Genomic DNA, 21,287 nt, shown 5'->3' with positions numbered 1-21,287 from the left:
TTCGACGGTGCGCCGGGCGCTCGCCATCGGCGGCTTCCTGGTGCTCACCCCGACCGGATGTGCATTCCAGGGATTGAACTCGCTTCCGCTGCCGGGCACGGTGGGACGAGGGGCCGGCGCCGCCACCTACCATGTCGAGTTGGCCAATGTCAGCACGCTAGAGTCGAATTCACCGGTGATGCTCAACGACGTGGTCGTCGGCAGCGTCGACCACATGACCTTCCACGACTGGCACGCCGATGTCGCGATCTCGGTGAAGCCCGCCGTGGTGGTGCCCGCCAACGCGGTGGCCCGGGTCGGGCAGACCAGCCTGCTGGGATCCATGCACCTCGAGCTGAGTCCCCCGGTGGGCCAGGCCCCGAGCGGCCGGTTGCAACCCGGAGCCACGATCCCGCTGAACCGGTCGTCGACCTATCCGTCGACCGAGCAGACCCTCTCGTCGCTGTCAGTGGTGATCAATGCCGGGGGACTGGGCCAGATCGGCGACATCATCCACAACTTCAGCGCCGCCATGTCCGGGCACGAGGACCAGATCCGCGATCTGCTGACCCGGTTCGACGATTTCGTCGGGGCGCTGGATGCCCAGCGCGACAATCTCATTGGGCTCATCGGAGACCTGAACCGCCTGACCGGCACGCTCGCCGGGCAGCGCGACGTGATCACGCAAGCGCTGCAGAAGATTCCGCCCGCCCTCGACGTGCTGATCCGCGAGCGGCCGCGCCTCACGACGGCGCTGGACAAGTTGCGGGTCTTCAGCGCCACCGCCACCCGGCTCGTCGACGACACGCGAGACGACCTGGTGCGCGACCTGAAGAACCTGGAACCGACGATCAAGGCGCTCGCCGATATCGGTCCCGACCTCGATAGCGCCTTGGTCTGGGCGACGACCTTCCCGTACGGCCAGAATCTGATCGACCGGGGTGTCAGAGGCGACTACATGAACATGTTCTTGATCGCCGACCTCACGCTTCCCCGGCTCAAGCGGACGTTGCTGCTGGGCACCCGCTGGGGTCAGGTCGGCGCGAAACTTGTTCCCGCACCGGGAGAACCGGAATACCTCAATTTCACCTACGACCAGCCCGGCGCCGGTGCCCCGCCGCAGAGCGCCGCGCCGCCGAGTGCTCCCGCGCCGCCGACCGCTCCGCCGCCCGCCGGCGCGGTTCCGCTGCCCACCGACTTCCCGCCGAAAGACCAGGCGGGCGGCTGATGCTCACGCGCCTGGTCAAGATCCAGCTGACGATCTTCACGATCGTCTCGATCGTCGGCGTCCTGTCGATGGCCCTGGTCTACGTACAGGCGCCGACCCTGCTGGGCATCGACCACATCACCGTGCGGATGGAATTGCCTTCCGGCGGAGGGATTTACCGGTTCGCCAACGTGACCTACCGGGGCGTGCAGGTGGGCAAGGTGACCGCCGTCGATCTGGGGCCCGACCGGGTGTGGGCCACGCTGTCCCTCGACCGTTCACCGAGGATTCCCGCCGATCTGCAAGCGGAGGTGCGCAGCATCTCGGCGATCGGGGAGCAGTACGTGGACCTGCGCCCGCGCCACAATGCGGGGCCCTACCTCGAGGACGGCTCGGTAATTCCCGTGGAGCGCACCACAATTCCGCAGGCGGTCGGGCCGATGCTGGACAGGGTCAGCGCGCTGATCAACAGCATCCCCAAAGGCAAGATGAGCGCGCTGCTCGACGAGTCGTTCAGAGGGCTCAATGGGGCCGGCTTCGATCTCGGTTCCCTGCTCGACTCGTCGGCCCGGGTGAGTCGAGACGCCAACGCCGTCGCCGACCGGACCCGGACGCTGGTGGATGACGCTGTGCCGCTGCTGGATTCGCAGGCCGAAACCACAGACTCCATCCGGACCTGGGCGCACAGCCTGGCCGGTGTGACGCACACGCTGGCGACCGACGATGGACAGCTGCGCGCGCTGCTAAAAACCGGCCCGGGGGCCGTCAACGAGGTTTCCCGGCTGCTCGACCAGATCAAGCCGACCCTGCCGATTCTGCTGGCGAACCTGACCACGGTGGGTCAGATCCTGGTGACATACAACCCGTCGCTCGAGCAGCTGTTGGTGTTGTTGCCGCCGGTGATCGCGTCGCTGCAGGCCTCCGGGCTGTCGAAGAACAACCCGACGGGGATGGCGATGGGCGAGTTCGCGATCAGCGTCGCCGACCCGCCGCCCTGCACCGTGGGGTTCCTGCCGCCCTCGTCGTGGCGTTCCCCCGCCGACACCACGACGATCGACACGCCGGACGGGCTGTACTGCAAACTCCCTCAGGATTCCCCGATTTCGGTCCGCGGAGCCCGCAACTACCCGTGCATGGGCAAGCCCGGGAAACGTGCGCCGACCGTGCAGATCTGCGACAGCGACAAGCCGTACGAACCGCTGGCGATGCGCCAACACGTGCTCGGTCCCTATCCGCTGGATCCGAACCTGGTGGCGCAGGGCATTCCGCCCGACGATCGCGCCACGTCCGGTGACCACACCTTCGGTCCGGTGGACGGGACGCCGCTGCCGCCGGGCGCTTCGCCGTCCGGAACGCCCCCGCAAGCGGCGCCGAGCTCCTTGACGACCGGCGGGCCCGACGCCACTCCGTCGGTGGCGGTCGCGCGATACGACCCGCGCACCGGCAAGTACATGGCTCCGGACGGCCAACTCTTCCAACAGTCCGACCTGGTCGTCACCGCGGCGCCGAAGTCGTGGAAGGACATGCTGACGAGGTAGGGCGCGAAGCGCTCACCAAGCGTGGACGCGGTTCTGCGCGGGCTCCAGCCCGAGTTCGATGAGCGCCTCGGTGGCGTCCGCGGCCTGCTCGCAAATGGTGGGCACCTCGGCGCGCTCGGCCGCGGTGAAGTTCTCCAGCACGAACGCCGCCGGGTCCTTGCGTCCGGGGGGACGCCCGATCCCGACGCGTACCCGCTGAAACTCCTTGGTGCCCAACGCCGCAACCACCGAACGCAGCCCGTTGTGGCCGCCCTCGCCGCCGCCGATCTTGAGCCGGATGCGGCCGAACTCGAGGTCGAGGTCGTCATGGATGACGATCATGTCGGCCGGGGCGACCGAGTAGAACTTCGCCAGCGGCCCCACCTGGCGGCCCGATTCGTTCATGAAGCAGCGCGGCTTGGCCACCAGCACCGAGTGCCCGGCCAACCGGCCGCTGACAACTTCGGCGCCGGAACGCTTGTGCGCCTTGAACTTCGAACCCAGCCGCGAGGCGAGCAGGTCGGCGACCATGAACCCGAGGTTGTGCCGGGTGCGCGCGTAGTTGTCTCCGGGGTTGCCCAGGCCGACCACCAATAGGGGGCACCGCCCGCTCGCGGGGGACGGATCGGCCACGTCGGGACCGCCTACTCGGACTCGTCGGCGGAGGCCTCGGCCTCGCCGCCCTCTTCGGCCGCGGGGGCAGCCGCCTCGCCCTCGGCCGCCTCGCCGGCGCCCTCTTCCTCGAGGTCGGCGGCGGTCGGCGCGTTCACCACGTTGACCACCAGCATGTCGGGGTCGGAAACCAGGGTGACGCCGCTGGGCAGCGCGATCTGGCCCGCGGTGAACTGGGTGCCGGGCGGGGCGTCCTCGACCGACACGGTCAACTGCTCGGGAATCGACATGGCCTCGGCCTCGATCTCGATCGTGTTGGTCTCCTGGGTGACCAGCGTGTCGGGTCCGGCCTCGCCCTCGACGACGACGTTGACCTCGACGTGGACCTTCTCGCCGCGGCGCACGACCACGAGGTCGGCGTGCTGAATGGTGCGGCGGATCGGGTGGATGTCGAGGGCCTTGGTCAGCGCCAGCTGTTCCTTGCCCGCGATGTCGAGGGTCAGCACCGCGTTGGTGCCCGAGTGCCGCAGCACCGCCGCGTAGTCGTGTCCGGGCAGTTCCAGGTGCTGGGGGGCGGCGCCGTGACCGTAGAGGACGGCGGGAATCCTGCCCGCGCGGCGGGCCCGGCGGGACGCGCCCTTGCCGGTCTCGGCTCGTACCTCGACCTTGAGTTGGTTGACTGCGGCCTTGGCCATTTTGTCGCTCCTCTGTGCTCTGGTTCGGGAGCACGGCGAAGGTCGCGACATTGAAGTCGGTCTCCGTCGATAACGGTGCTGGTCAGCCAGCCACCCTCGCCGTGACGCCTGGTCAGGTTAGCGCATGTGCGGCTCGGAGCGGAAATCTGGTCACATACGCCACAAAGGCCACACTGGCCTCTCGCGGGTGTGACAGATGTGTCGACCGCGGCGCCTTAGAGCGGGAATTTGGTGCCGGTGAGCTGCTCGGACAGCTCCCACAGCGCGCTGGCCGCGGCCGCGTCCCGCGCCCGACGGCTGCGCCCGACCGGCTGCGTCCGCCCGATCCAGCTGAACCGCGGGCCGATGAACGTGTCGCCCGGCACGTCCTGCGACGCCGCGTACAGGGTTTGCCGGGCGCCGAAGTCGGCGTCGGTGGCCACCACCCGGGTGGCGGCCGACATCAGTGCGTCGCCGAGCTTGCGGCCCGATGCACCCTGCAGGTTGGTGTGCGAGTAGCCGGGGTGGGCCGCCACCGCCCGCAGCGGCGAACCGGCCGCGTCGAGGCGTCGCTGCAGCTCGCTGGTGAACAGCAGGTTGGCCAGCTTGGACTGGCTGTAGGCCAGCCAGGGGGAGTAGCGGCGGTTCTTCCAGTTCAGGTCGTCGAAGTTGATGCGGACTGGCCAGTGCGCCATCGACGACACCGTGACGACGCGGTCGGTGAGCTTGGGCAGCAGCAGGTTGGTCAGCGCGAAGTGACCGAGGTGGTTGGTGCCGATCTGACTCTCGAACCCGTCGGCGGTCAGCGCGTAGGGGGCGGCCATGATGCCGGCGTTGTTGATCAGCACGTCGGCCTTGTCCACGCCGTCGGCGAACTGGCGCACCGACGACAGGTCCTGCAGGTCGAGCCGGCGCACCTCGACGTCGCCGGTGATCTGCTCCGCGGCGGCGTTGCCCTTGCCCGTGTTGCGGACGGCCATGACGATCTTGGCGCCCTTGCCGGCCAGCTCACTGGCCGTCACCGCGCCGAGCCCGCTATTGGCGCCGGTGATGATCACGGTGCGCCCGGCAAACGACGGCAGATCTGCGGCGGTCCAGTTCGTCATGGGGGATGAGCTTAGTGAAGGGACGCCACGGTTTACTTCGCGGCGACGACGAACCCGTGGATGATCGCCTCGATGCCGGTTGCCTCGGCGGCCGCCTGGTTGGCCAGGCTGGTGATGGTCAGCTGGACCAGGTAGCGCTGGTTCGCCGGCGGCGACCCGGTGGGGATGACGATCCGGTTCCAACTGTGCAGCCGCTGGCCGTCGAGGTCGTAGCTGCCCTGGATCATCGACGACGGAAAGCCGTTGTAGTTGTCCGAGGAGGCGTCCAGCTGCTTGAAATTCTCGAACAGCTGGGCGTCGTCGTTGCCGTGCTTGACGACTTGCGCCGGGTCGAAGTCCCCGTGCAATTTGAAGACCACCAGCCGCGCGGTCGGGTACTTGCCGCCGTGCGAGATCATCACGGTCTCCTTGGCGATGTTCGGGTTGCTGAATAGCGACCAACCGGGCGGTGTCGGGATCGACACGTTCAGGTCGGGCAGCTCTCCCGGCGCCACCTGTTGGCCGGTGACGCCGATGTTCTGCAGGTACTGCGACAACGGGACTGGCTTCTCCGTCGGCGTGGGGGTGGCGCTGCTCGTCGAACTCTTCGTCAGGATCGACTGGTAGTCAGGGGCTTTCGGCGGCGAGCACGCCGCAACCGGCATGCTCAGCGCGACCAGCACGACCGCGGCGGTACGTAACCTCACAGAATCTCGCGCACGCCGTCGATCGGCCGCGCCAGCCGGGTGCCCTTCGGCGTGACGACGAAAGGCCGTTCGATCAGGATCGGGTGTTCGGCCATGGCGTCGAGCAACTCGTCGTCGGTCGCGTCGTCGAGATCGAGCTCGGCATACAGCGGTTCGCGCTTGCGCACCGCGGTGCGCACCTCGATGCCGGCGTCGCGGATCATGCGCGCCAGTTCGGCGCGCGACGGCGGCGTCTTCAGGTACTGCACGACGGTGGGGTCAATCCCGTTGTCCCGCAAGAGGTCTAGGGTCTTGCGGGAGGTACTGCACTTCGGGTTGTGGTAGATGACGGTCTCGCGCGAAGCCATCTAGGCGTCTCCGTCGAAAAGTCCCGTGACGGAGCCGTTTTCGAAAACGGCGCGGATGGTGCTGGCCAACAGCGGCGCAATGGACAGGACCGTGAGCTGCGGGAAACGCTTCTCCTCGCCGATCGGGAGCGTGTTGGTGACGATGACCTCCCGCGCGCCGCACGCCGCCAGCCGCTCGGCGGCCGGGTCGGAGAGCACGCCGTGGGTCGCCGCGATCACCACGTCGCTGGCGCCGTCTTCGCGCAACAGGTTCACCGCGCCGGCGATGGTGCCGCCGGTGTCGATCATGTCGTCGATCAGGACGCAGGTGCGGCCCTCCACTTCACCGACGACACGGTTGGACACGACCTGATTGGGCACCCGCGGGTCGCGGGTCTTGTGGATGAAAGCCAGCGGAACCCCGCCCAGCGCGTCGGCCCATTTCTCGGCGATGCGCACCCGGCCGGAGTCGGGGGAGACGACCACCATGTTGCCGTCCGGGTAGTTGTCCTTGATGTAGCCGGTCAGCAGGTTCTGTCCGCGCATGTGGTCGACCGGCCCGTCGAAGAAGCCCTGGATCTGGTCGGTGTGCAGGTCGACGGTCACGATCCGGTCGGCGCCGGCGGTCTTGAGCAGGTCGGCGACCAGGCGCGCCGAGATCGGCTCGCGGCCGCGGTGCTTCTTGTCCTGCCGCGCGTACGGGTAGAACGGCATGACCGCGGTGATCCGCTTGGCGCTGCCCCGTTTGAGGGCGTCGATCATGATCAGCTGTTCCATCAGCCAGTTGTTGACGGGCGCCGGGTTGGATTGCAGCACGAAGGCGTCGCAGCCGCGCACCGACTCCTGGAACCGAACGAAGATCTCGCCGTTGGCGAATTCGCGGGCCGTCTGAGCGGTGACGTGCACGTCCAGCTCCTTGGCGACCTGTTCGGCCAGCTCGGGATGCGCGCGGCCCGAGAAAAGCATCAGATTTTTTCGATTATCGGTCCAGTCGTGGCTCAACGCACTGCCCTGCCTCGGGATCGAAATGGAAGCCCCATCGTACGTAGCGAATCGTACGGAAATGCGGCCGGGTTGCCAGGGACCAAACTCACGGTGTCTATTCGGGCCCTGAATTCTCGTCGTTTTCTCCGGCGGCCTTCGCGGCCTTTTCCGCGGCCTCGGCCGCCGCGCTGCCCGGCCGCTTGCGCCGGACCCAGCCCTCGATGTTGCGTTGCGGCCCCGCCGACACCGCCAGCGCCCCGGGTGGGACGTCGTCGCGCACCACGGTGCCGGCGCCGGTGTAGGCGCCGTCGCCGATGGTCACCGGGGCCACGAACATGGTGTCCGAGCCGGTGCGCACGTGCGAGCCGACGGTGGTGCGCCGCTTGGTTTCGCCGTCGTAGTTGACGAACACGCTGGACGCGCCGATGTTGCTGTGCTCGCCGATGTCGGCGTCGCCGACGTAGGTCAAATGCGGGACCTTGGTGCCCGTCCCGATGACGGAGTTCTTGGCCTCGACGAACGCGCCGAGCTTGGCGTCGGCGCCCAGCACGGTCCCGGGTCGCAGGTAGGTGAACGGGCCGACCGTGGCTCCGTCCCCGATCGCCGAGGACGTGCCGTGGGTGCGCACCACCGACGCGCCGTCGCCGACGGTCACGTCGGTCAGGGTGGTGTCCGGCCCGACGACGCAGCGACCGCCCACCCGGGTGCGGCCCAGCAGCTGGGTGCCGGGGTGCACGACGGTGTCGCGGCCGATCGTCACGTCGACGTCGATCCAGGTGGTCGCCGGATCGACGACGGTCACGCCGGCCAGCTGGTGGGTGGCGACGATCCGGCGGTTCAGCTCGGCGCCCAGCTCGGCCAGCTGGACGCGGTTGTTCACGCCGGCCACCAGCGCGCTGTCGGCGACGTGCTGGGCGCGCACGCCCCGGCCGTCGCCGCGCAGGATGGCGACGACGTCGGTCAAGTAGAGCTCCTGCTGGGCGTTGTTCGAGCTCAGCCGGGTCAGCGCGGAGCGCAGCGCCGCGACGTCGAAGGCGTAGACGCCGGCGTTGACCTCGCGGATCTCGCGTTGCGAGGGCGTCGCGTCGGTGTGCTCGACGATCGCCATCACCTCGTTGTCCTGGGTGCGCAGGATGCGGCCGTAGCCGACCGGATCGGTCAGCGTGGTGGTCAGCACGGTGACCGCGGCCGAGTCCGCGGTGTGGGTGGCGATCAGGCCGGCCAGGGTGTCGGAGTCCAGCAGCGGGGTGTCGCCGGAGGTGACGACGACGACGCCGGAGTAGTCGTCGGGCAGGGCGGACAGGCCGCACAGGACGGCGTGGCCGGTGCCCAGGGGGCGGTCCTGCAGCGCCACCTCGATCGAGCGTCCCAGCGTCTCGGCAAGCTCGCCGACCAGCGGCGCGACGCGCTGGTGGTCGTGGCCGAGGACCACGACCAGGTGCTGGGGCGCGACCTTGGCGATCGCGTGCAGGGAATGCGACAGCATGCTGCGGCCGGCGATCGTGTGCAGCACCTTCGGGGTGTCGGACCGCATCCGGGTGCCCGGTCCGGCCGCGAGGACCAGGACCGCGGTGTCACCACGAAACGACATGAACTCTCCTCAACCCCTCGCGCGAGCGTGCCTGTTGGTACACCGACACGCCGTCAAGCGTGTCATTTCATGCACGCTCGCCGCAAAGGGCCACGCTGCTCCGTCGCCAGGACTCGAACCTGAACTCTCAGAACCAAAATCTGATGTGCTGCCGATTACACCACGACGGATGGAATACCCACGGTGACTCTAGACGGTAAGCGGCCTGGTCGCGGCGAGCGTAACGGATAGGCTGATTGACGTGGCCGTTCTCGACCCCCAAACGCAAAAGGAGCCGGACAAGGAAGCCCGGGCCCCGCGCGCTCGTATGACCGGTAGCGATCGCCGGCAACAACTCATCGGCATCGCCCGCTCGCTGTTCGCCGAGCGCGGCTACGAGGGCACCTCGATCGAGGAGATCGCCCTGCGCGCCAACGTGTCCAAGCCCGTCGTCTACGAACACTTCGGCGGCAAGGAGGGGCTGTACGCGGTCGTCGTCGACCGGGAGATGTCGGCGCTGCTGGACATGATCACCTCGTCGTTGACCAACAACCGGTCCCGGGTCCGGGTGGAACGGGTGGCCCTGGCGTTGCTCACCTACGTCGAGGAGCGCACCGACGGCTTCCGGATCATGATCCGCGACTCGCCCGCCGCGATCAGCTCGGGCACCTACTCCAGCCTGCTCAACGACGCGGTCAGCCAGGTCAGCTCGATCCTGGCCGGCGACTTCGCCCGCCGGGGGCTGGACGCGGATTTGGCGCCGCTGTACGCCCAGGCGCTGGTGGGCTCGGTGTCGATGACGGCGCAGTGGTGGCTCGACACCCGCGAGCCCAAGAAAGAAGTGGTCGCCGCGCACCTGGTCAACCTGATGTGGAACGGCCTGACCCACCTGGAAGCCGACCCGCGGCTGCAGGACGAGTAGGAGCTAGGGCCGCGCCCCGTCGAGGAAGTTGTTCAGCGCGTGCTTGCCGATTTCTCGGATGCCCATCGACCGCGGAAGCAGGCGGGTCACGACGAACATCATCCGCCGGTTCGGCGCCCCCACTTGCATGCTGGGCCGCTTGCCGAGATACAAGACCGCCTCTTCGACGTTTTCTTCAGGCGTGTTGATCAGGCTGCCCCTGGCCCGCGCGACCTCCAGCGCCTCGGCGGCCCCCGGCGAACTCGTCAGCCCGGCCATGCACGCCAACACGTGGACGTTGTCGGGTTTCAGTTCGTACCAGAGCCCTTCGGCGAGAATGATGTTGTATGCCCTCGTCGCGCCGTAGTGCGTGTAGTACGGGCTGCCGATCAGCCCCGTGCCGCTGCTCATGAGGACGATGCCGCCGCGACGGCGCGCCTTCATGAGCGCCCCGTAGTGGTAGGTCAGCCCAAACGGGCTGCAGCAGTTGATGTTTATCCGCTTCCGCTCGAATTCGAGGTTATCGGCCCAGAATCCCCCGACGGTGGCCAGCGCGGCGTTGGACACCAGCAGTCCGATTTCGCGATCGCCGACGGCCGCGACGATGTTCTCCACGGCGTCCGGCGCCCCGAGTTCCTGGGAGATGGCGAGCACCTCCACGCCGAACCGTGACACCAATTCCTGGCGTTTCTTCTCGAGCTTGTCGGGATCGCGCGCGACGATCGCGACCGACAAGCCTTGGGATGCCGCGTAATCCGCCCAGGCACCGCCGATGCCCTCACTGGCGCCGGACACCAGCGCCCACGGCCCGTACTGCCCGGCGAAGTTCTTCGGCGGGCGCCGGGCCAGCGGACTGTGGGACCGCCATTGCCGGGCCACAATGGATTTCAGCGCCAGAGCCGATTGTGCTGCGTTCATTGCTACCTTCCTGGTGGTTGTTCCCTGAGGGTGGGAATGGCCTTGATGCGATCGATGAGCATGGCCAGCACGTCGTCCGGCACATCGGTGACCGGCAGACTCAGGCCGGTGCACACGCCGGAGTACCAACGCTCGAGCACCGCGGGAATTTCGTCGTAGGTGCCTTGCGGCACAACCCGATCCATCACCTCATCGGTCAGATGCTCGGGCAGGTCGGTCCATTCGTTCCGGCGCGCCATGTCGCTGAGCGCCTCGCCGATGTCCGCGAAACCGAAGAATTCGAGTTGCCTGCGGTAGGCGGGGGTGCTGTAGAGGAAGGCCAGCTCCGACCGGCGGTGTTCGCGCCTCCGCGCCAGCTCGTCGCCGGTGGCGGCCATCAAGGGTTGCGGATTGGCCACCATCGCGAGCGGAGTTCGGCTGCGGCGACCCTTTTCGGCGCCTTCGGCGAGGGCGGGCAGCGTCTGCGTCGCGAGGATCGACGGGTGCGAGTTGGTCGGATGGCAGACGAAGCCGTCGGAGAGTTCACCGGCCAGCATGCACATCTTCCTGTTGACCCCTCCGGTCCAGATCTGCGGGGGCGGGCACGGAATCGGGCCGGGGTTGAAGTATGGCTGCAGGCGGTCGAATCGGTAGAACCGCCCGCTGTAGTCGAGGGGCTCACCGGTCTGGAAGGAGTGGAATATCGCCAGTACCGATTCGATGTACTCCCGCATGCGCAGCGCCGGCTGGGACCACGGGACCGAGAATCGTCCGACGATGTTCCCGCGCACCTGGGAGGCCAGGCCGAGCTGGAAGCGCCCGTCGGAGTACCGGGCGAGGTCCCAGGCCGCGTAGGCGGTGATCATCGGGCTGCGCGGAAACGCGAGCGCCATGCTCGTCCGCACGGTCAGCCGCGTGGTATGCGCCAATGCCATTGCCGCGATTGTGAATACATCGTGGATGGTCTCGGACACGTGGACGACCTCGAAGCCGATGCGCTCCATGCGCGCGGCCCACGGGCCGATTTCGGCCAGGCCCAGCTGGGCCGGTGCGGAGGCGACGACCTCCATCGGCGGCGCGGCCCCGCCGCCGGCCGTCATCGGGTCAGCCCCCGCACGATCAGCGCGGTGTTGTGCTCGAGCCAGGTGTCGTCGAGCGTGCGTTCGGTGGCCATGGACATCATCACCGTGCCGCCGATCATGTCCATCAGCAGACGCGCGTCGATGCCGTCGACCGCCACTCCGCTGGCGGCGGCGTGATCGAGGTAGCCCTGCAGGCGTTCGTAGGTGCCGCCCTGCAGCCGGTCCAGCAGCCGCGCCGACAAGCCCGGCTCGGAGGGGAGTTCGGCCGTCAGGCCCGACACCGCGCTGTGCACCGCCGGCCGGCTGAATAGGTGGATCGATCCCTCGAGCAGGCTGCGCACGACCGTCCGCAGATCGCCGGTCAACGGCAACTCCGTGCGCGGCGTGGGGGGAAACACCGCGGCGAAGACGAGTTCGATCTTGGTGGGGAAGCGGCGGTACACCGCCGGCGGCGTCGCGCCGGCCCGCGCCGCCACCAACGGAATGCTCAGCCGGGCATAGCCGATCTCTTCCAGCAGTTCGTTGGTGGCTTGCAGGACCGCATCGTCGATGCGCACATCGCGGGGGCGCCCCTGCGACTTGGACTCGCGATTGTCGCGCTCGAAAGGTGTTGATTTCATTACGTTCAGATCGTAATGTTTTGCAGGATCGAGCACAACGGTCCGCTTGAACACCGGGAGGCATCGAACAGTCGGCGCAGTCCGCGTAACTTCCTGCGCGTCAACAGGTTTCTTATCCCCTCAACGGCGAGGAACGCCCGTCATGGCCATCGATGAACCACCCAGACCGCTGCCGTTCCGCGTTCTCAACGGCGCCTACCGTGCGGCCCGCCGCCTCGGCGCCCCTCCCGTGCCGCTGCGCAAGTACGCGCTCATGGACCGGGCCAGCCGGCGCGCGGGCGGCCTGACCGACTTCGGCGATCCGCGCTTCGAAGCGGGCCTGGACCGGCTCATCGAGTCGATCAACACCGAGGACAAGCTCAACGGGTTCGGCCGGATACTGGCCGCGACGCACATCACCAACCTGTTGCGCCAGCGGTTACTGGTCATGGACCACATCCGCCGGAATCCGTCGATCCGGGACGAGATAATCGCCAAGCCGGTGTTCCTGGTCGGCGCGCCCCGCACCGGCACCACGATCACCCATCACCTGCTCAGTCAGGATGACCGGTTTCGCTTCCCCCTCACCTGGGAGTGCGACGAGCTGCACCCGCCGCTGGATCCCGCCACGATGCGCACCGACCCGCGAATCGCGCGCAGCGAGAAGCAGATTCGACGGACCCTGTCGCTGGCCCCCGACCTGGACGCCGCGCACCCGCTCGGCGCGTGGGAGGCCCAGGAATGCGCGCTGTTGCACGCCTACGCCTTCCACAGCGAGACGTTCCTGGTCATGTTCAACTGTCAGGGCTACGACCGGTGGTTGGCCGATCAGGACCGCACCTGGGTCTACGAGGAGGAGAAGCTGCTCCTGCAGTACATGCAGAGCGGGGGGCTGCGCCCGAAGGAGAGCTGGCTGCTCAAGACCCCACCGCACATGGCCAACATCGACAAGATCCTCGCCGTCTTCCCCGACGCGCGCTTCGTCACCACCTACCGCGAGCCCACCGAGGTCATCGCCTCCAGCTGTAAGTTGTCCGGCACCGTGTTCGCGATGGTGACCGACGGCGTCGACTGGCACGATCACGGCCGCTACATGACTTGGCGCACCGGGGGCATGCTGGCCCGCAACGTCGAACTGAGGCGCCAATTCGCGGACCGCTCCGCGCAATTCATCGATTTTCCGATGGAGCGCATGGTCCGCGAGCCACTGGCTTGCGTCACGGAGATCTACGACCACTTCGGCATCGAACTCACCGCCGAGGTTCATCGCAAGATGAGCAGGTTCATGGAGCAGCGCGGCATGGCGACCCGCAAACCCAACATCTATCGGGCCGAGGATTACGGGCTCGACATCGCGGCGCTTTGGCCGGAACTGCAGTACTACCGCGACTTCTACGGGATCGAGGACAAGCGATGACCGACCAGTCAAGTGACGCGCTGCGCGCGGCGTGGCGACGGTTCGGCGAACTTCACGAGGAGCTGCTCGGCGTCGCGCTGGCCCAGGGCGGCCTCGACGACGGCTCTGCCAGTTCGCTTCTCGGCCACCTGATCGGCCACATCCAGTACATGGGGCTGCAACTGCGCAGCGACCCGGCCCGCCCCGCGCTGATCAACGCCCAGTACGCGCCGTGGAATTGGGGCCACTCCAACCCCGACACCCTGTACCTGTCGGCCCGAATCGACGATGCGCACGACTACCGGGTCTACGGCAAATTGGGCTCGGTCGCGCAGACCACCTTCGGCGTCTACGCCGGCAAGGACGACCAAGCCCGGGCGGTCAAGACGCAATCCGAGGACCTGGACATCGCGCCGGACGGATCCTTCGAGATCCACTTCAGCCGCCAGAAAACGGGCGATACCAACTGGTTTGAGCTTCCGCCGGGAGCCGAGTCGTTCTGTTGCTACCAAACCTTCGGCGACTGGCAAGGCCAATCCAAGGGCACCATCCGCATCGAATGCCTCAATCCCCAAACACCGGCGGGCCCGTCGTCGCCGGCGCAGGCGCTCGCCGCGTTCGACGAGCACCTGGTCGCGTCGCGCGACCTGTTCACCATGTGGGTCAAGGACATTCCCGCGCGCGTCTTCGGGGCCCTGCCGAAGAACTTCGTCATCCCGCCGATGCAGCCGCCGTCGGCCATGGCCGGTGCGTGGTTCGTCCCCATCTCCTGGGAACTGGATGACGGCCAGGCCTTGGTGATCGAGTACCAAATCCCCAGCGGCAGCCCGTATGTCGGAATCTGCCTGACCAACCGGTGGAGCGAGATGATCGACATCGCGACCCGGCAGACGAGCCTGAACCTCGGCCAATCGCACACCGACGGCGACCGGGTGCGGGTGCTGTTGTCCACCGAGGACGTCGGCGTGCACAACTGGCTCGACGCGCGCGGCTATCGCGGCGGGGTCGTCACCTGGCGCGCCACCGCGGCCGAGCAGCCCGCCACGCCGACCGCCACGGTGATCGACATCGACCGCGTCCACGACTACTTCGACCCGTCGCAGCGGATCACCGCCGACCAGCGGGCCGCGGCGTTGTTGGCGCGGCAACGCCACTTCGCCGAGCGGGACACCCCGTGACTGCTTAACCGCAGTCGCGGGCCGGCACGTCCGCGATCGTCTCGCGGCGGACCAGCGCGCGGCCCGGCTCCACCACGATGGCCGGCCGCGGGAAATGCTCGGCCGCGCAGGCCTCGTCCAGCGCGTCCTCGATGACGCGGGACAGCGCGTCGAGGTCGAGCTCGCGGTCGCCCGAGAGGTAGGGGATGGCGTGGCCGCCGCCGATGTTTAGCTCGGTGAGGACGACGCCGTGGTGGGCGCGGACGTCGGCCATGGCGGCGATCATCCGGCGAATCGCCTCGCCGTAGAGAGCCGGGTCGGTGACCTGCGACCCGATGTGGCAGTGCAGTCCGACCAGGTCGAGGATCGGGTGCGCCAGGACGCGCCCGACCGCGTCGGCGGCGCGGTCGCCGGCCAGGGTGAAACCGAACTTCTGGTCGCTGATGCCGGTGGTGACGGCGCGGTGGCCGTGGATGTCGACGTCCGGGGTCACCCCGACGAGCACCGGTTGCCGGCGCGGCGCCAGGCCCGCGAGGTAGGCGATCTCCATGGTCGAATCCAGCACGATGCGTCCGACACCCGCGCTCGTCGCGTCGCGCAGCTCGTCGGGCGATTTCGCGTTGCCTTGCACCACGATGCGGGCCGGGTCGACCCCGCCGGCCAGGGCGACGGCGAGTTCACCGCTCGAGCAGACGGCGACGCCCAGGCCCTCCTCGCGCGCCCACCGCGCCACCGCGGTCGTCAGCAGCGACTTTCCCGCGTAGACGACCGTCACATCGCGCCGCGCCTTGCGGTAGCGGCGGGCGCGGCGGCGGAAGTCGGTTTCGTCGGAATGCGTGGTGGCGGGCCAGATCGCAGAATCGAACCGTCGGGGGGCCGCATGACCGATCGACGGCAAGATGTCCAGCAATGTCATGACTTCAAAGTGCGCCCGGCCAGTGCCGGCTGCCGCTTTCCTAACGATCCCTTGACGGCGCCGGGCTCGATATTGACGTCTTTAGGCGCCCCTAGAATGGATTCATCATGACCGGACCGGGGCCTGCTCGCCCAGAAACCCCGATCGCGGGGCTCGTGGACCTGGCGCTGACGGCGCCCACGTTCCAGCAGTTGATCGACAGCGCGGCCGCCCGGCCCGCCGAGTTGCACCTGGTCGGACCCGCCAGCGCCCGGTTGTTCGTCGCCACCGCGCTGGCGCGGCTGGGTCCCGTGCTCGTGGTCACCGCCACCGGGCGCGAGGCCGACGACCTGACCGCGGAATTGCGGGGCGTGCTCGGCGACGCGGTGGCCGTGTTCCCGTCGTGGGAAACGCTGCCGCACGAGCGGCTCTCGCCCGGCGTCGACACCGTCGGCGCCCGGATGATGGTGCTGCGCCGGCTGTCCCACCCCGACGACGAGCGGCTGGGCCCGCCCCTGCAGGTGGTGGTGACGGCGGCGCGCTCGGTGTTGCAGCCGATGACGCCGCGGCTGGGCGAGGTGGAGCCGGTCACGCTGAGTGTCGGACGGGAAATCGCCTTCTCCGACGTGATCGCCCGGCTGGTCGAGCTGGCCTACACCCGGGTGGACATGGTCGGCCGGCGCGGCGAGTTCGCGGTGCGCGGTGGGATCCTCGACGTCTTCCCCCCGACCGCCGAACACCCGGTGCGCGTCGAGTTCTGGGGCGACGAGGTCAGCGAGATGCGGATGTTCGCCGTCGCCGACCAGCGGTCCATCCCCGAGATCGAGGTCGACACGGTCATCGCGGTGGCGTGCCGCGAGCTGCTGCTCACCGACGGCGTGCGGGAGCGGGCCGCCGCGCTGGCCGCCCGGCACTCCGGGGCCGAGCCCGCCATCACCGGCAGCGTCACCGACATGCTGGCGAAGCTGGGCGAGGGCATCGCGGTCGACGGCATGGAGGCGCTGCTGCCGGTGCTGCGTCCCGGCGAGCACGTGCTGCTGACCGACCAGCTGGCCGACGGCACGCCCGTGCTGCTGTGCGACCCGGAGAAGGTGCGCACCCGGGCGGCCGACCTGATCAAGACGGGCAGTGAGTTCTTGGAGGCGTCGTGGTCGGTGGCGGCGCTGGGCACCGACGCGCCCGTCGACCTCGAGCAGTTCGGCGGGTCGGGGTTCGCCGAACTGGACGACGTGCGCGCCGCGGCGGCGCGGTCGGGTCATCCCTGGTGGACGCTGAGCCAGCTCTCCGACGAGTCGGCCGTGGAACTGGACGTCCGGGCGGCGCCGTCGGCCCGCGGGCACCAGCAGGACATCGACGGCATCTTCGCGATGCTGCGCGCCCACGTCAGCACCGGCGGGCACGCCGCGGTCGTCGCGCCAGGCACCGGGACCGCCCACCGGGTGGTGGAGCGGCTCGCCGAGTCCGATACTCCGGCCGCCATGCTGGAACCGGGCGCCGCCCCCAAGGCGGGGGTGGTGGGCGTCCTCAAGGGCCCGCTGCACGACGGTGTCGTGATCCCCGGCGCCAACCTCGTCGTGATCACCGAGACGGACCTGACCGGCAACCGGGCCACCACCGTCGAGGGCAAGCGGCTGGCGGCCAAGCGGCGCAACACCGTCGATCCGCTGGCGCTCACCGCCGGCGACCTGGTGGTGCACGACCAGCACGGCATCGGGCGGTTCGTGGAGATGGTCGAGCGGACCGTCGGCGGCGCGCGCCGCGAATACCTCGTGCTGGAATACGCGTCGGCCAAGCGCGGCGGGGGCTCCGACAAGCTGTACGTCCCGATGGACTCGCTGGACCAGCTCTCGCGGTACGTCGGCGGGCAGGCGCCGGCGCTGAGCCGCCTCGGCGGCAGCGACTGGGCCAACACCAAGACCAAGGCCCGCCGCGCGGTGCGCGAGATCGCCGGCGAACTGGTGGCGCTCTACGCCAAACGGCAGGCCAGCGCCGGGCACGCATTCGGGCCGGACACCCCCTGGCAGGCCGAGATGGAGGACGCGTTCGGCTTCACCGAGACGGTCGACCAGCTCACCGCGATCACCGAGGTCAAGGCCGACATGGAGAAGCCGGTGCCGATGGACCGGGTGATCTGCGGGGACGTCGGCTACGGCAAGACCGAGATCGCGGTGCGCGCGGCATTCAAGGCGGTCCAGGACGGCAAGCAGGTCGCCGTGCTGGTCCCCACCACGCTGCTCGCCGACCAGCACCTGCAGACGTTCACCGACCGGATGGCCGACTTCCCGGTGACCGTCAAGGGGCTGTCCCGGTTCACCGACGCCGCCGAGTCCCGGGCCGTGGTCGAGGGCCTGGCCGACGGGACGGTCGACATCGTGATCGGCACGCACCGGCTGCTGCAGACCGGGGTGCGCTGGAAGGACCTGGGCCTGGTCGTCGTCGACGAGGAGCAGCGGTTCGGCGTCGAGCACAAGGAGCACATCAAGTCGCTGCGCACCCACGTCGACGTGCTGACCATGAGCGCCACCCCGATCCCGCGCACGCTGGAGATGAGCCTGGCCGGGATCCGCGAGATGTCGACGATCCTGACCCCGCCCGAGGAGCGCTACCCGGTGCTGACCTACGTCGGCCCGCAGGACGACAAGCAGGTCGCCGCCGCGCTACGGCGCGAGCTGCTGCGCGACGGCCAGGCGTTCTACGTGCACAACCGGGTGAGCTCGATCGACCGGGCCGCGGCCCGGGTGCGAGAGCTGGTGCCCGAGGCGCGCGTCGTCGTCGCGCACGGGCAGATGCCCGAGGAGCGGCTGGAACGCACCGTGCAGGGCTTCTGGAACCGCGAATACGACATCCTGGTGTGCACCACGATCGTGGAAACCGGGCTGGACATCTCCAACGCCAACACGCTGATCGTCGAGCGGGCCGACACCTTCGGGCTGTCCCAGCTGCACCAGCTGCGCGGGCGGGTCGGCCGCAGCCGCGAGCGCGGTTACGCCTATTTCCTGTATCCGCCGCATGCGCCGCTGACCGAGACGGCCTACGACCGGCTGGCGACCATCGCGCAGAACAACGAGCTGGGCGCGGGCATGGCGGTCGCGCTGAAGGACCTGGAGATCCGCGGCGCCGGCAACGTCCTGGGCGTCGAGCAGTCCGGGCACGTCGCCGGGGTGGGGTTCGACCTGTACGTGCGCCTGGTGGGCGAGGCCGTCGAGGCCTACCGCGCCGCCGCCGACGGCGAGACGGTGACCACGCCCGAGGAGGCCAAGGACGTCCGGATCGACCTGCCGGTGGACGCGCATCTGCCGCCGGATTACATCGCCAGCGACCGGCTACGGCTGGAGGGCTACCGGCGCCTGGCCGCGGCCTCTGACGATGCCGCCGTCGCCGCCGTCGTCGAGGAGCTGGTCGACCGATATGGGGCGCTGCCCGAGCCCGCCGAGCGGCTGGTGGCCGTGGCGCGGTTGCGGCTGCTGTGCCGCGCCGCCGGCATCACCGAGGTGTCGGCCCCGTCGGCGGCGACGGTGCGGCTCTCGCCGGTGACGCTGATGGATTCGGCCCAGGTGCGGCTCAAGCGGATGTATCCGGCGGCGAACTACCGCGCCACCACGTCCACGGTCCAGGTGCCCATTCCGCGGGAGGGTGGGGTCGGCGCGCCGCGCCTGCGCGACGTCGAGTTGCTGCAGATGGTGGCCAACCTGGTGACCGCACTCGAGGGGAAACCACAAGTAGAGATTGGTATAACGGGTGCGTCACCGGCTGGGGAGGAGCGACAAGCGAGATGATTGTCGTCTTGTTCGACCCCCGCCGCCCGTCGCTGGTGCCCGTCGAGGCCATCGAGCACCTCGCCGGCGAGGTGCAGTACACCGAGGAGATGCCGGTCGCGGTGCCCTGGTCGCTGGCCGCGGCGCGGCCCGTGCACTCCGGGGACCCCGACGCGCCGGCGCCGGTGCTGCTGTCGTCCGATCCGGACCATCCCGCCGTCACCGCCCGGTTGGCCGCGGGGGCCCGGCTGATCTCGGCGCCGGACACGCCGCGCGGCGAGCGACTGGTCGACGCCGTCGCGATGATGGACAAGCTGCGCACCGCCGGACCGTGGGAAAGCGAGCAAACTCACGACTCGTTGCGCAGGTTCCTGCTCGAGGAGACCTACGAGCTGCTGGACGCCGTGCGCAGCGGCAACGCCGACCTGCTGCGCGAGGAACTCGGCGACGTGTTGCTGCAGGTTCTCTTCCACGCCCGCATCGCCGAGGACGCGCCTCAGCTTCCCTTCACGATCGACGATGTCGCCACCACACTGATGCGCAAGCTGGGCAATCGGGTGCCCGGAGTGCTTGCCGGACAATCGATTTCGCTCGAAGAACAGTTGGCGCAGTGGGAGGAGCGCAAGGCCGCGGAGAAGTCGCGCAATTCGGTGATGGACGACGTTCACACCGGTCAGCCGGCACTGGCCTTGGCGCAGAAGGTGATTCAACGCGCCGAGAAGGCGGGGCTGCCCGCCGACCTGATCCCGGCCGAGATCACGTCGGTCTGCGTGTCGGCCGACGTCGACGCCGAAGGCACGCTTCGCGCGGCCGTCTTGGAGTTCGTGGACACCGTGCGCGGCGTGGAGAGGTCGATCGCGGCCGGCCGCCGTGGCGACAGCGTCCCGGTCGAGCTTGATGTGGCGCCGCTGGGCGAAGTCACCGAGGAGGAGTGGCGCGCGCACTGGCCTTCCGCTGAGACGGCCGCGGAGGAAGCGGTCGGCTCCGAGGCCGTGTCCAAGGCGTCCGGTGGGGGCTCCAAGCGGCGTAAAGGGCGGAAATAGCCGCTCGATCAGGCGAAACGCCCGCCGCACCGGCGGGCTCGGGGCGGGAACCGACCGGGCCCGGCCGAAACGCGTGGGACGATGGTCGTGGTCGAGTTCGCGTAGGGAAAGTCCAGGGGAGCTAAAGAGGGGCATGGTGTCGCCGAGGCGTTGGTTGCGTGCGGTCGCCGTGATCGGCGCGACCGCCATGATCCTCGCCTCCAGCTGCACCTGGCAGTTGAGCCTTTTCATCCCGGAAGGGGTGCCGCCGCCGGCCGGGGATCCGGTGCCGCCGGTGGACACCCACCTCAGCGGCCGGCCCGCGGATCAGTTGCGCCAGTGGGCCGAGCAACGCTCGGCGGCCTTGGAGATTCCGGTCGTCGCGCTGGAGGCCTACGCCTACGCCGCGCGCGTCGCCGAGGTCGAGAACCCCAAGTGCCACATCGCATGGACCACGCTGGCGGGCATCGGGCAGGTCGAAAGCCACCACGGCACCTACCGCGGCGCGACGCTGTCGCCGAACGGTGACGTCAGTCCGCCCATCCGGGGTGTTCGCCTGGATGGCAGCGGGGGCACACTGCGCATCGTCGACACCGAGGACGGCGCGGAGGGCTCGAAAGGGGATGCCGGGGTGGTGCGCGCGATGGGGCCGATGCAGTTCATCCCGGAGACGTGGCGGCTCTACGGGGTGGACGCCCACAACGACGGCGTCGTCAGCCCCGACAACATCGACGACGCGGCGCTCGCCGCGGCGGGTTATCTGTGTTGGCGTGGAAAAGATCTCGCCACCCCGCGGGGCTGGATCACCGCGCTGCGGGCCTACAACAACTCCGGCGTCTACGCGCGGGCGGTCCGGGACTGGGCGACCGCCTATGCGGCGCATCACCCGTTGTAGCAGGATGTATCGCTGACGGCGCCAGCT

At 69.0% G+C, this 21,287-nt stretch carries 18 protein-coding genes, 1 tRNA gene and 1 pseudogene; 8 read left to right on the top strand and 12 right to left on the bottom strand.

Going from position 1 to position 21,287, the window contains the following annotated elements:
• Positions 1-7: 7 nt before the first annotated feature.
• Both AC5Y5E_RS12745 and AC5Y5E_RS12740 read left to right on the top strand, forming a co-directional pair.
• A complete protein-coding gene (locus AC5Y5E_RS12745) occupies positions 8-1,207 on the top strand; it encodes an MCE family protein (RefSeq protein ID WP_499903905.1) in 1,200 nt (399 codons plus the stop codon).
• Positions 1,207-2,724 (top strand): MCE family protein, encoded by a 1,518-nt coding sequence (locus AC5Y5E_RS12740; protein ID WP_499903367.1) that lies wholly within the window; start codon positions 1,207-1,209, stop codon positions 2,722-2,724. Before AC5Y5E_RS12745 ends, AC5Y5E_RS12740 begins: the two co-directional genes overlap by 1 nt.
• Before the next feature lie 12 nt (positions 2,725-2,736).
• Here AC5Y5E_RS12740 and pth read toward each other — a convergent pair whose 3' ends face one another.
• From pth to AC5Y5E_RS12700, 8 genes are all read right to left on the bottom strand, one after another.
• Positions 2,737-3,336, bottom strand: a complete 600-nt coding sequence (pth, locus tag AC5Y5E_RS12735) for an aminoacyl-tRNA hydrolase (protein WP_499903366.1) — start codon at positions 3,334-3,336, stop codon at positions 2,737-2,739.
• 11 nt (positions 3,337-3,347) lie between these two features.
• The gene (locus AC5Y5E_RS12730) at positions 3,348-4,010 is read right to left on the bottom strand and encodes a 50S ribosomal protein L25/general stress protein Ctc (RefSeq protein ID WP_499903365.1); all 663 of its coding nucleotides are present in this window, start codon (positions 4,008-4,010) and stop codon (positions 3,348-3,350) included.
• A gap of 215 nt (positions 4,011-4,225) precedes the next feature.
• Positions 4,226-5,095: an oxidoreductase gene (locus AC5Y5E_RS12725; RefSeq protein ID WP_499903364.1), complete on the bottom strand. Its 870-nt coding sequence runs from the start codon at positions 5,093-5,095 to the stop codon at positions 4,226-4,228.
• Between the two features lie 32 nt (positions 5,096-5,127).
• Positions 5,128-5,739 carry an LpqN/LpqT family lipoprotein gene (locus AC5Y5E_RS12720; RefSeq protein ID WP_499903904.1) on the bottom strand — a complete coding sequence of 204 codons (612 nt, stop codon included), beginning with the start codon at positions 5,737-5,739 and terminating at the stop codon, positions 5,128-5,130.
• Positions 5,740-5,777: 38 nt separating this feature from the next.
• Complete coding sequence (arsC, locus tag AC5Y5E_RS12715) at positions 5,778-6,128, bottom strand: arsenate reductase (glutaredoxin) (protein ID WP_499903363.1); 351 nt, start codon at positions 6,126-6,128, stop codon at positions 5,778-5,780.
• Positions 6,129-7,109, bottom strand: coding sequence for a ribose-phosphate diphosphokinase (locus AC5Y5E_RS12710; protein WP_499903362.1), 981 nt, complete (start codon positions 7,107-7,109; stop codon positions 6,129-6,131).
• 97 nt (positions 7,110-7,206) lie between these two features.
• Complete coding sequence (glmU, locus tag AC5Y5E_RS12705) at positions 7,207-8,682, bottom strand: bifunctional UDP-N-acetylglucosamine diphosphorylase/glucosamine-1-phosphate N-acetyltransferase GlmU (RefSeq protein ID WP_499903361.1); 1,476 nt, start codon at positions 8,680-8,682, stop codon at positions 7,207-7,209.
• 98 nt (positions 8,683-8,780) lie between these two features.
• Positions 8,781-8,852, bottom strand: a tRNA-Gln gene (locus AC5Y5E_RS12700).
• A 137-nt stretch (positions 8,853-8,989) separates the two neighbouring features.
• On the opposite strand from AC5Y5E_RS12700, the gene AC5Y5E_RS12695 reads away from it, so the two are divergent.
• On the top strand, positions 8,990-9,583 hold the full coding sequence (locus tag AC5Y5E_RS12695; protein ID WP_499883424.1) for a TetR/AcrR family transcriptional regulator: 594 nt from the start codon (positions 8,990-8,992) through the stop codon (positions 9,581-9,583).
• A 3-nt stretch (positions 9,584-9,586) separates the two neighbouring features.
• On the opposite strand, the gene AC5Y5E_RS12690 is transcribed toward AC5Y5E_RS12695, so the two are convergent.
• The 3 genes from AC5Y5E_RS12690 to AC5Y5E_RS12680 are packed head-to-tail and all read right to left on the bottom strand — an operon-like array spanning position 9,587 to position 12,161.
• The gene (locus AC5Y5E_RS12690) at positions 9,587-10,480 is read right to left on the bottom strand and encodes an SDR family NAD(P)-dependent oxidoreductase (protein WP_499903360.1); all 894 of its coding nucleotides are present in this window, start codon (positions 10,478-10,480) and stop codon (positions 9,587-9,589) included.
• Positions 10,481-10,482: 2 nt separating this feature from the next.
• Entirely contained in the window at positions 10,483-11,529 is a 1,047-nt protein-coding gene (locus AC5Y5E_RS12685) for a TIGR03617 family F420-dependent LLM class oxidoreductase (RefSeq protein WP_499903903.1), read from the bottom strand.
• 26 nt (positions 11,530-11,555) lie between these two features.
• Positions 11,556-12,161: a TetR/AcrR family transcriptional regulator gene (locus AC5Y5E_RS12680; RefSeq protein ID WP_499903359.1), complete on the bottom strand. Its 606-nt coding sequence runs from the start codon at positions 12,159-12,161 to the stop codon at positions 11,556-11,558.
• Positions 12,162-12,303: 142 nt separating this feature from the next.
• Between AC5Y5E_RS12680 and AC5Y5E_RS12675 the strand changes: the two genes are divergently transcribed.
• Positions 12,304-13,557 (top strand): sulfotransferase family protein, encoded by a 1,254-nt coding sequence (locus AC5Y5E_RS12675; RefSeq protein WP_499903358.1) that lies wholly within the window; start codon positions 12,304-12,306, stop codon positions 13,555-13,557.
• A complete protein-coding gene (locus AC5Y5E_RS12670; RefSeq protein WP_499903357.1) occupies positions 13,554-14,714 on the top strand; it encodes a hypothetical protein in 1,161 nt (386 codons plus the stop codon). The genes AC5Y5E_RS12675 and AC5Y5E_RS12670 overlap by 4 nt, the downstream gene beginning before the upstream one ends.
• Positions 14,715-14,757: 43 nt before the next feature.
• Here the strand turns inward: AC5Y5E_RS12670 and AC5Y5E_RS12665 are convergent.
• Positions 14,758-15,522 (bottom strand): annotated as a pseudogene (locus tag AC5Y5E_RS12665) (diaminopimelate decarboxylase family protein); the annotation flags it as partial.
• Between the two features lie 194 nt (positions 15,523-15,716).
• Here AC5Y5E_RS12665 and mfd point away from each other — a divergent pair.
• The 3 genes from mfd (at position 15,717) to AC5Y5E_RS12650 (ending at position 21,260) form a co-directional block, all read left to right on the top strand.
• Entirely contained in the window at positions 15,717-19,364 is a 3,648-nt protein-coding gene (gene mfd / locus AC5Y5E_RS12660; protein WP_499903356.1) for a transcription-repair coupling factor, read from the top strand.
• Positions 19,361-20,386 carry a nucleoside triphosphate pyrophosphohydrolase gene (locus AC5Y5E_RS12655; RefSeq protein ID WP_499903355.1) on the top strand — a complete coding sequence of 342 codons (1,026 nt, stop codon included), beginning with the start codon at positions 19,361-19,363 and terminating at the stop codon, positions 20,384-20,386. Before mfd ends, AC5Y5E_RS12655 begins: the two co-directional genes overlap by 4 nt.
• Before the next feature lie 136 nt (positions 20,387-20,522).
• Positions 20,523-21,260, top strand: a complete 738-nt coding sequence (locus AC5Y5E_RS12650; RefSeq protein ID WP_499883422.1) for a lytic transglycosylase domain-containing protein — start codon at positions 20,523-20,525, stop codon at positions 21,258-21,260.
• The last annotated feature ends 27 nt before the right edge of the window (positions 21,261-21,287 follow it).

Source organism: Mycobacterium sp. NGS54, from assembly GCF_059812465.1.
This window is presented reverse-complemented; position numbering and strand designations above follow the sequence as displayed.

What these genes read in the sequence shown, in the direction of transcription:
- AC5Y5E_RS12740 (WP_499903367.1), top strand. Translation starts at nt 1,207, where the DNA reads ATGCTCACGCGCCTGGTCAAGATCCAGCTGACGATCTTCACGATCGTC.
- AC5Y5E_RS12730 (WP_499903365.1), bottom strand. Translation starts at nt 4,010, where the DNA reads ATGGCCAAGGCCGCAGTCAACCAACTCAAGGTCGAGGTACGAGCCGAG.
- AC5Y5E_RS12725 (WP_499903364.1), bottom strand. Translation starts at nt 5,095, where the DNA reads ATGACGAACTGGACCGCCGCAGATCTGCCGTCGTTTGCCGGGCGCACC.
- AC5Y5E_RS12720 (WP_499903904.1), bottom strand. Translation starts at nt 5,739, where the DNA reads ATGCCGGTTGCGGCGTGCTCGCCGCCGAAAGCCCCTGACTACCAGTCG.
- arsC (WP_499903363.1), bottom strand. Translation starts at nt 6,128, where the DNA reads ATGGCTTCGCGCGAGACCGTCATCTACCACAACCCGAAGTGCAGTACC.
- glmU (WP_499903361.1), bottom strand. Translation starts at nt 8,682, where the DNA reads ATGTCGTTTCGTGGTGACACCGCGGTCCTGGTCCTCGCGGCCGGACCG.
- AC5Y5E_RS12695 (WP_499883424.1), top strand. Translation starts at nt 8,990, where the DNA reads ATGACCGGTAGCGATCGCCGGCAACAACTCATCGGCATCGCCCGCTCG.
- AC5Y5E_RS12690 (WP_499903360.1), bottom strand. Translation starts at nt 10,480, where the DNA reads ATGAACGCAGCACAATCGGCTCTGGCGCTGAAATCCATTGTGGCCCGG.
- AC5Y5E_RS12685 (WP_499903903.1), bottom strand. Translation starts at nt 11,529, where the DNA reads ATGGAGGTCGTCGCCTCCGCACCGGCCCAGCTGGGCCTGGCCGAAATC.
- AC5Y5E_RS12680 (WP_499903359.1), bottom strand. Translation starts at nt 12,161, where the DNA reads ATGAAATCAACACCTTTCGAGCGCGACAATCGCGAGTCCAAGTCGCAG.
- AC5Y5E_RS12675 (WP_499903358.1), top strand. Translation starts at nt 12,304, where the DNA reads ATGGCCATCGATGAACCACCCAGACCGCTGCCGTTCCGCGTTCTCAAC.
- AC5Y5E_RS12670 (WP_499903357.1), top strand. Translation starts at nt 13,554, where the DNA reads ATGACCGACCAGTCAAGTGACGCGCTGCGCGCGGCGTGGCGACGGTTC.
- mfd (WP_499903356.1), top strand. Translation starts at nt 15,717, where the DNA reads ATGACCGGACCGGGGCCTGCTCGCCCAGAAACCCCGATCGCGGGGCTC.
- AC5Y5E_RS12655 (WP_499903355.1), top strand. Translation starts at nt 19,361, where the DNA reads ATGATTGTCGTCTTGTTCGACCCCCGCCGCCCGTCGCTGGTGCCCGTC.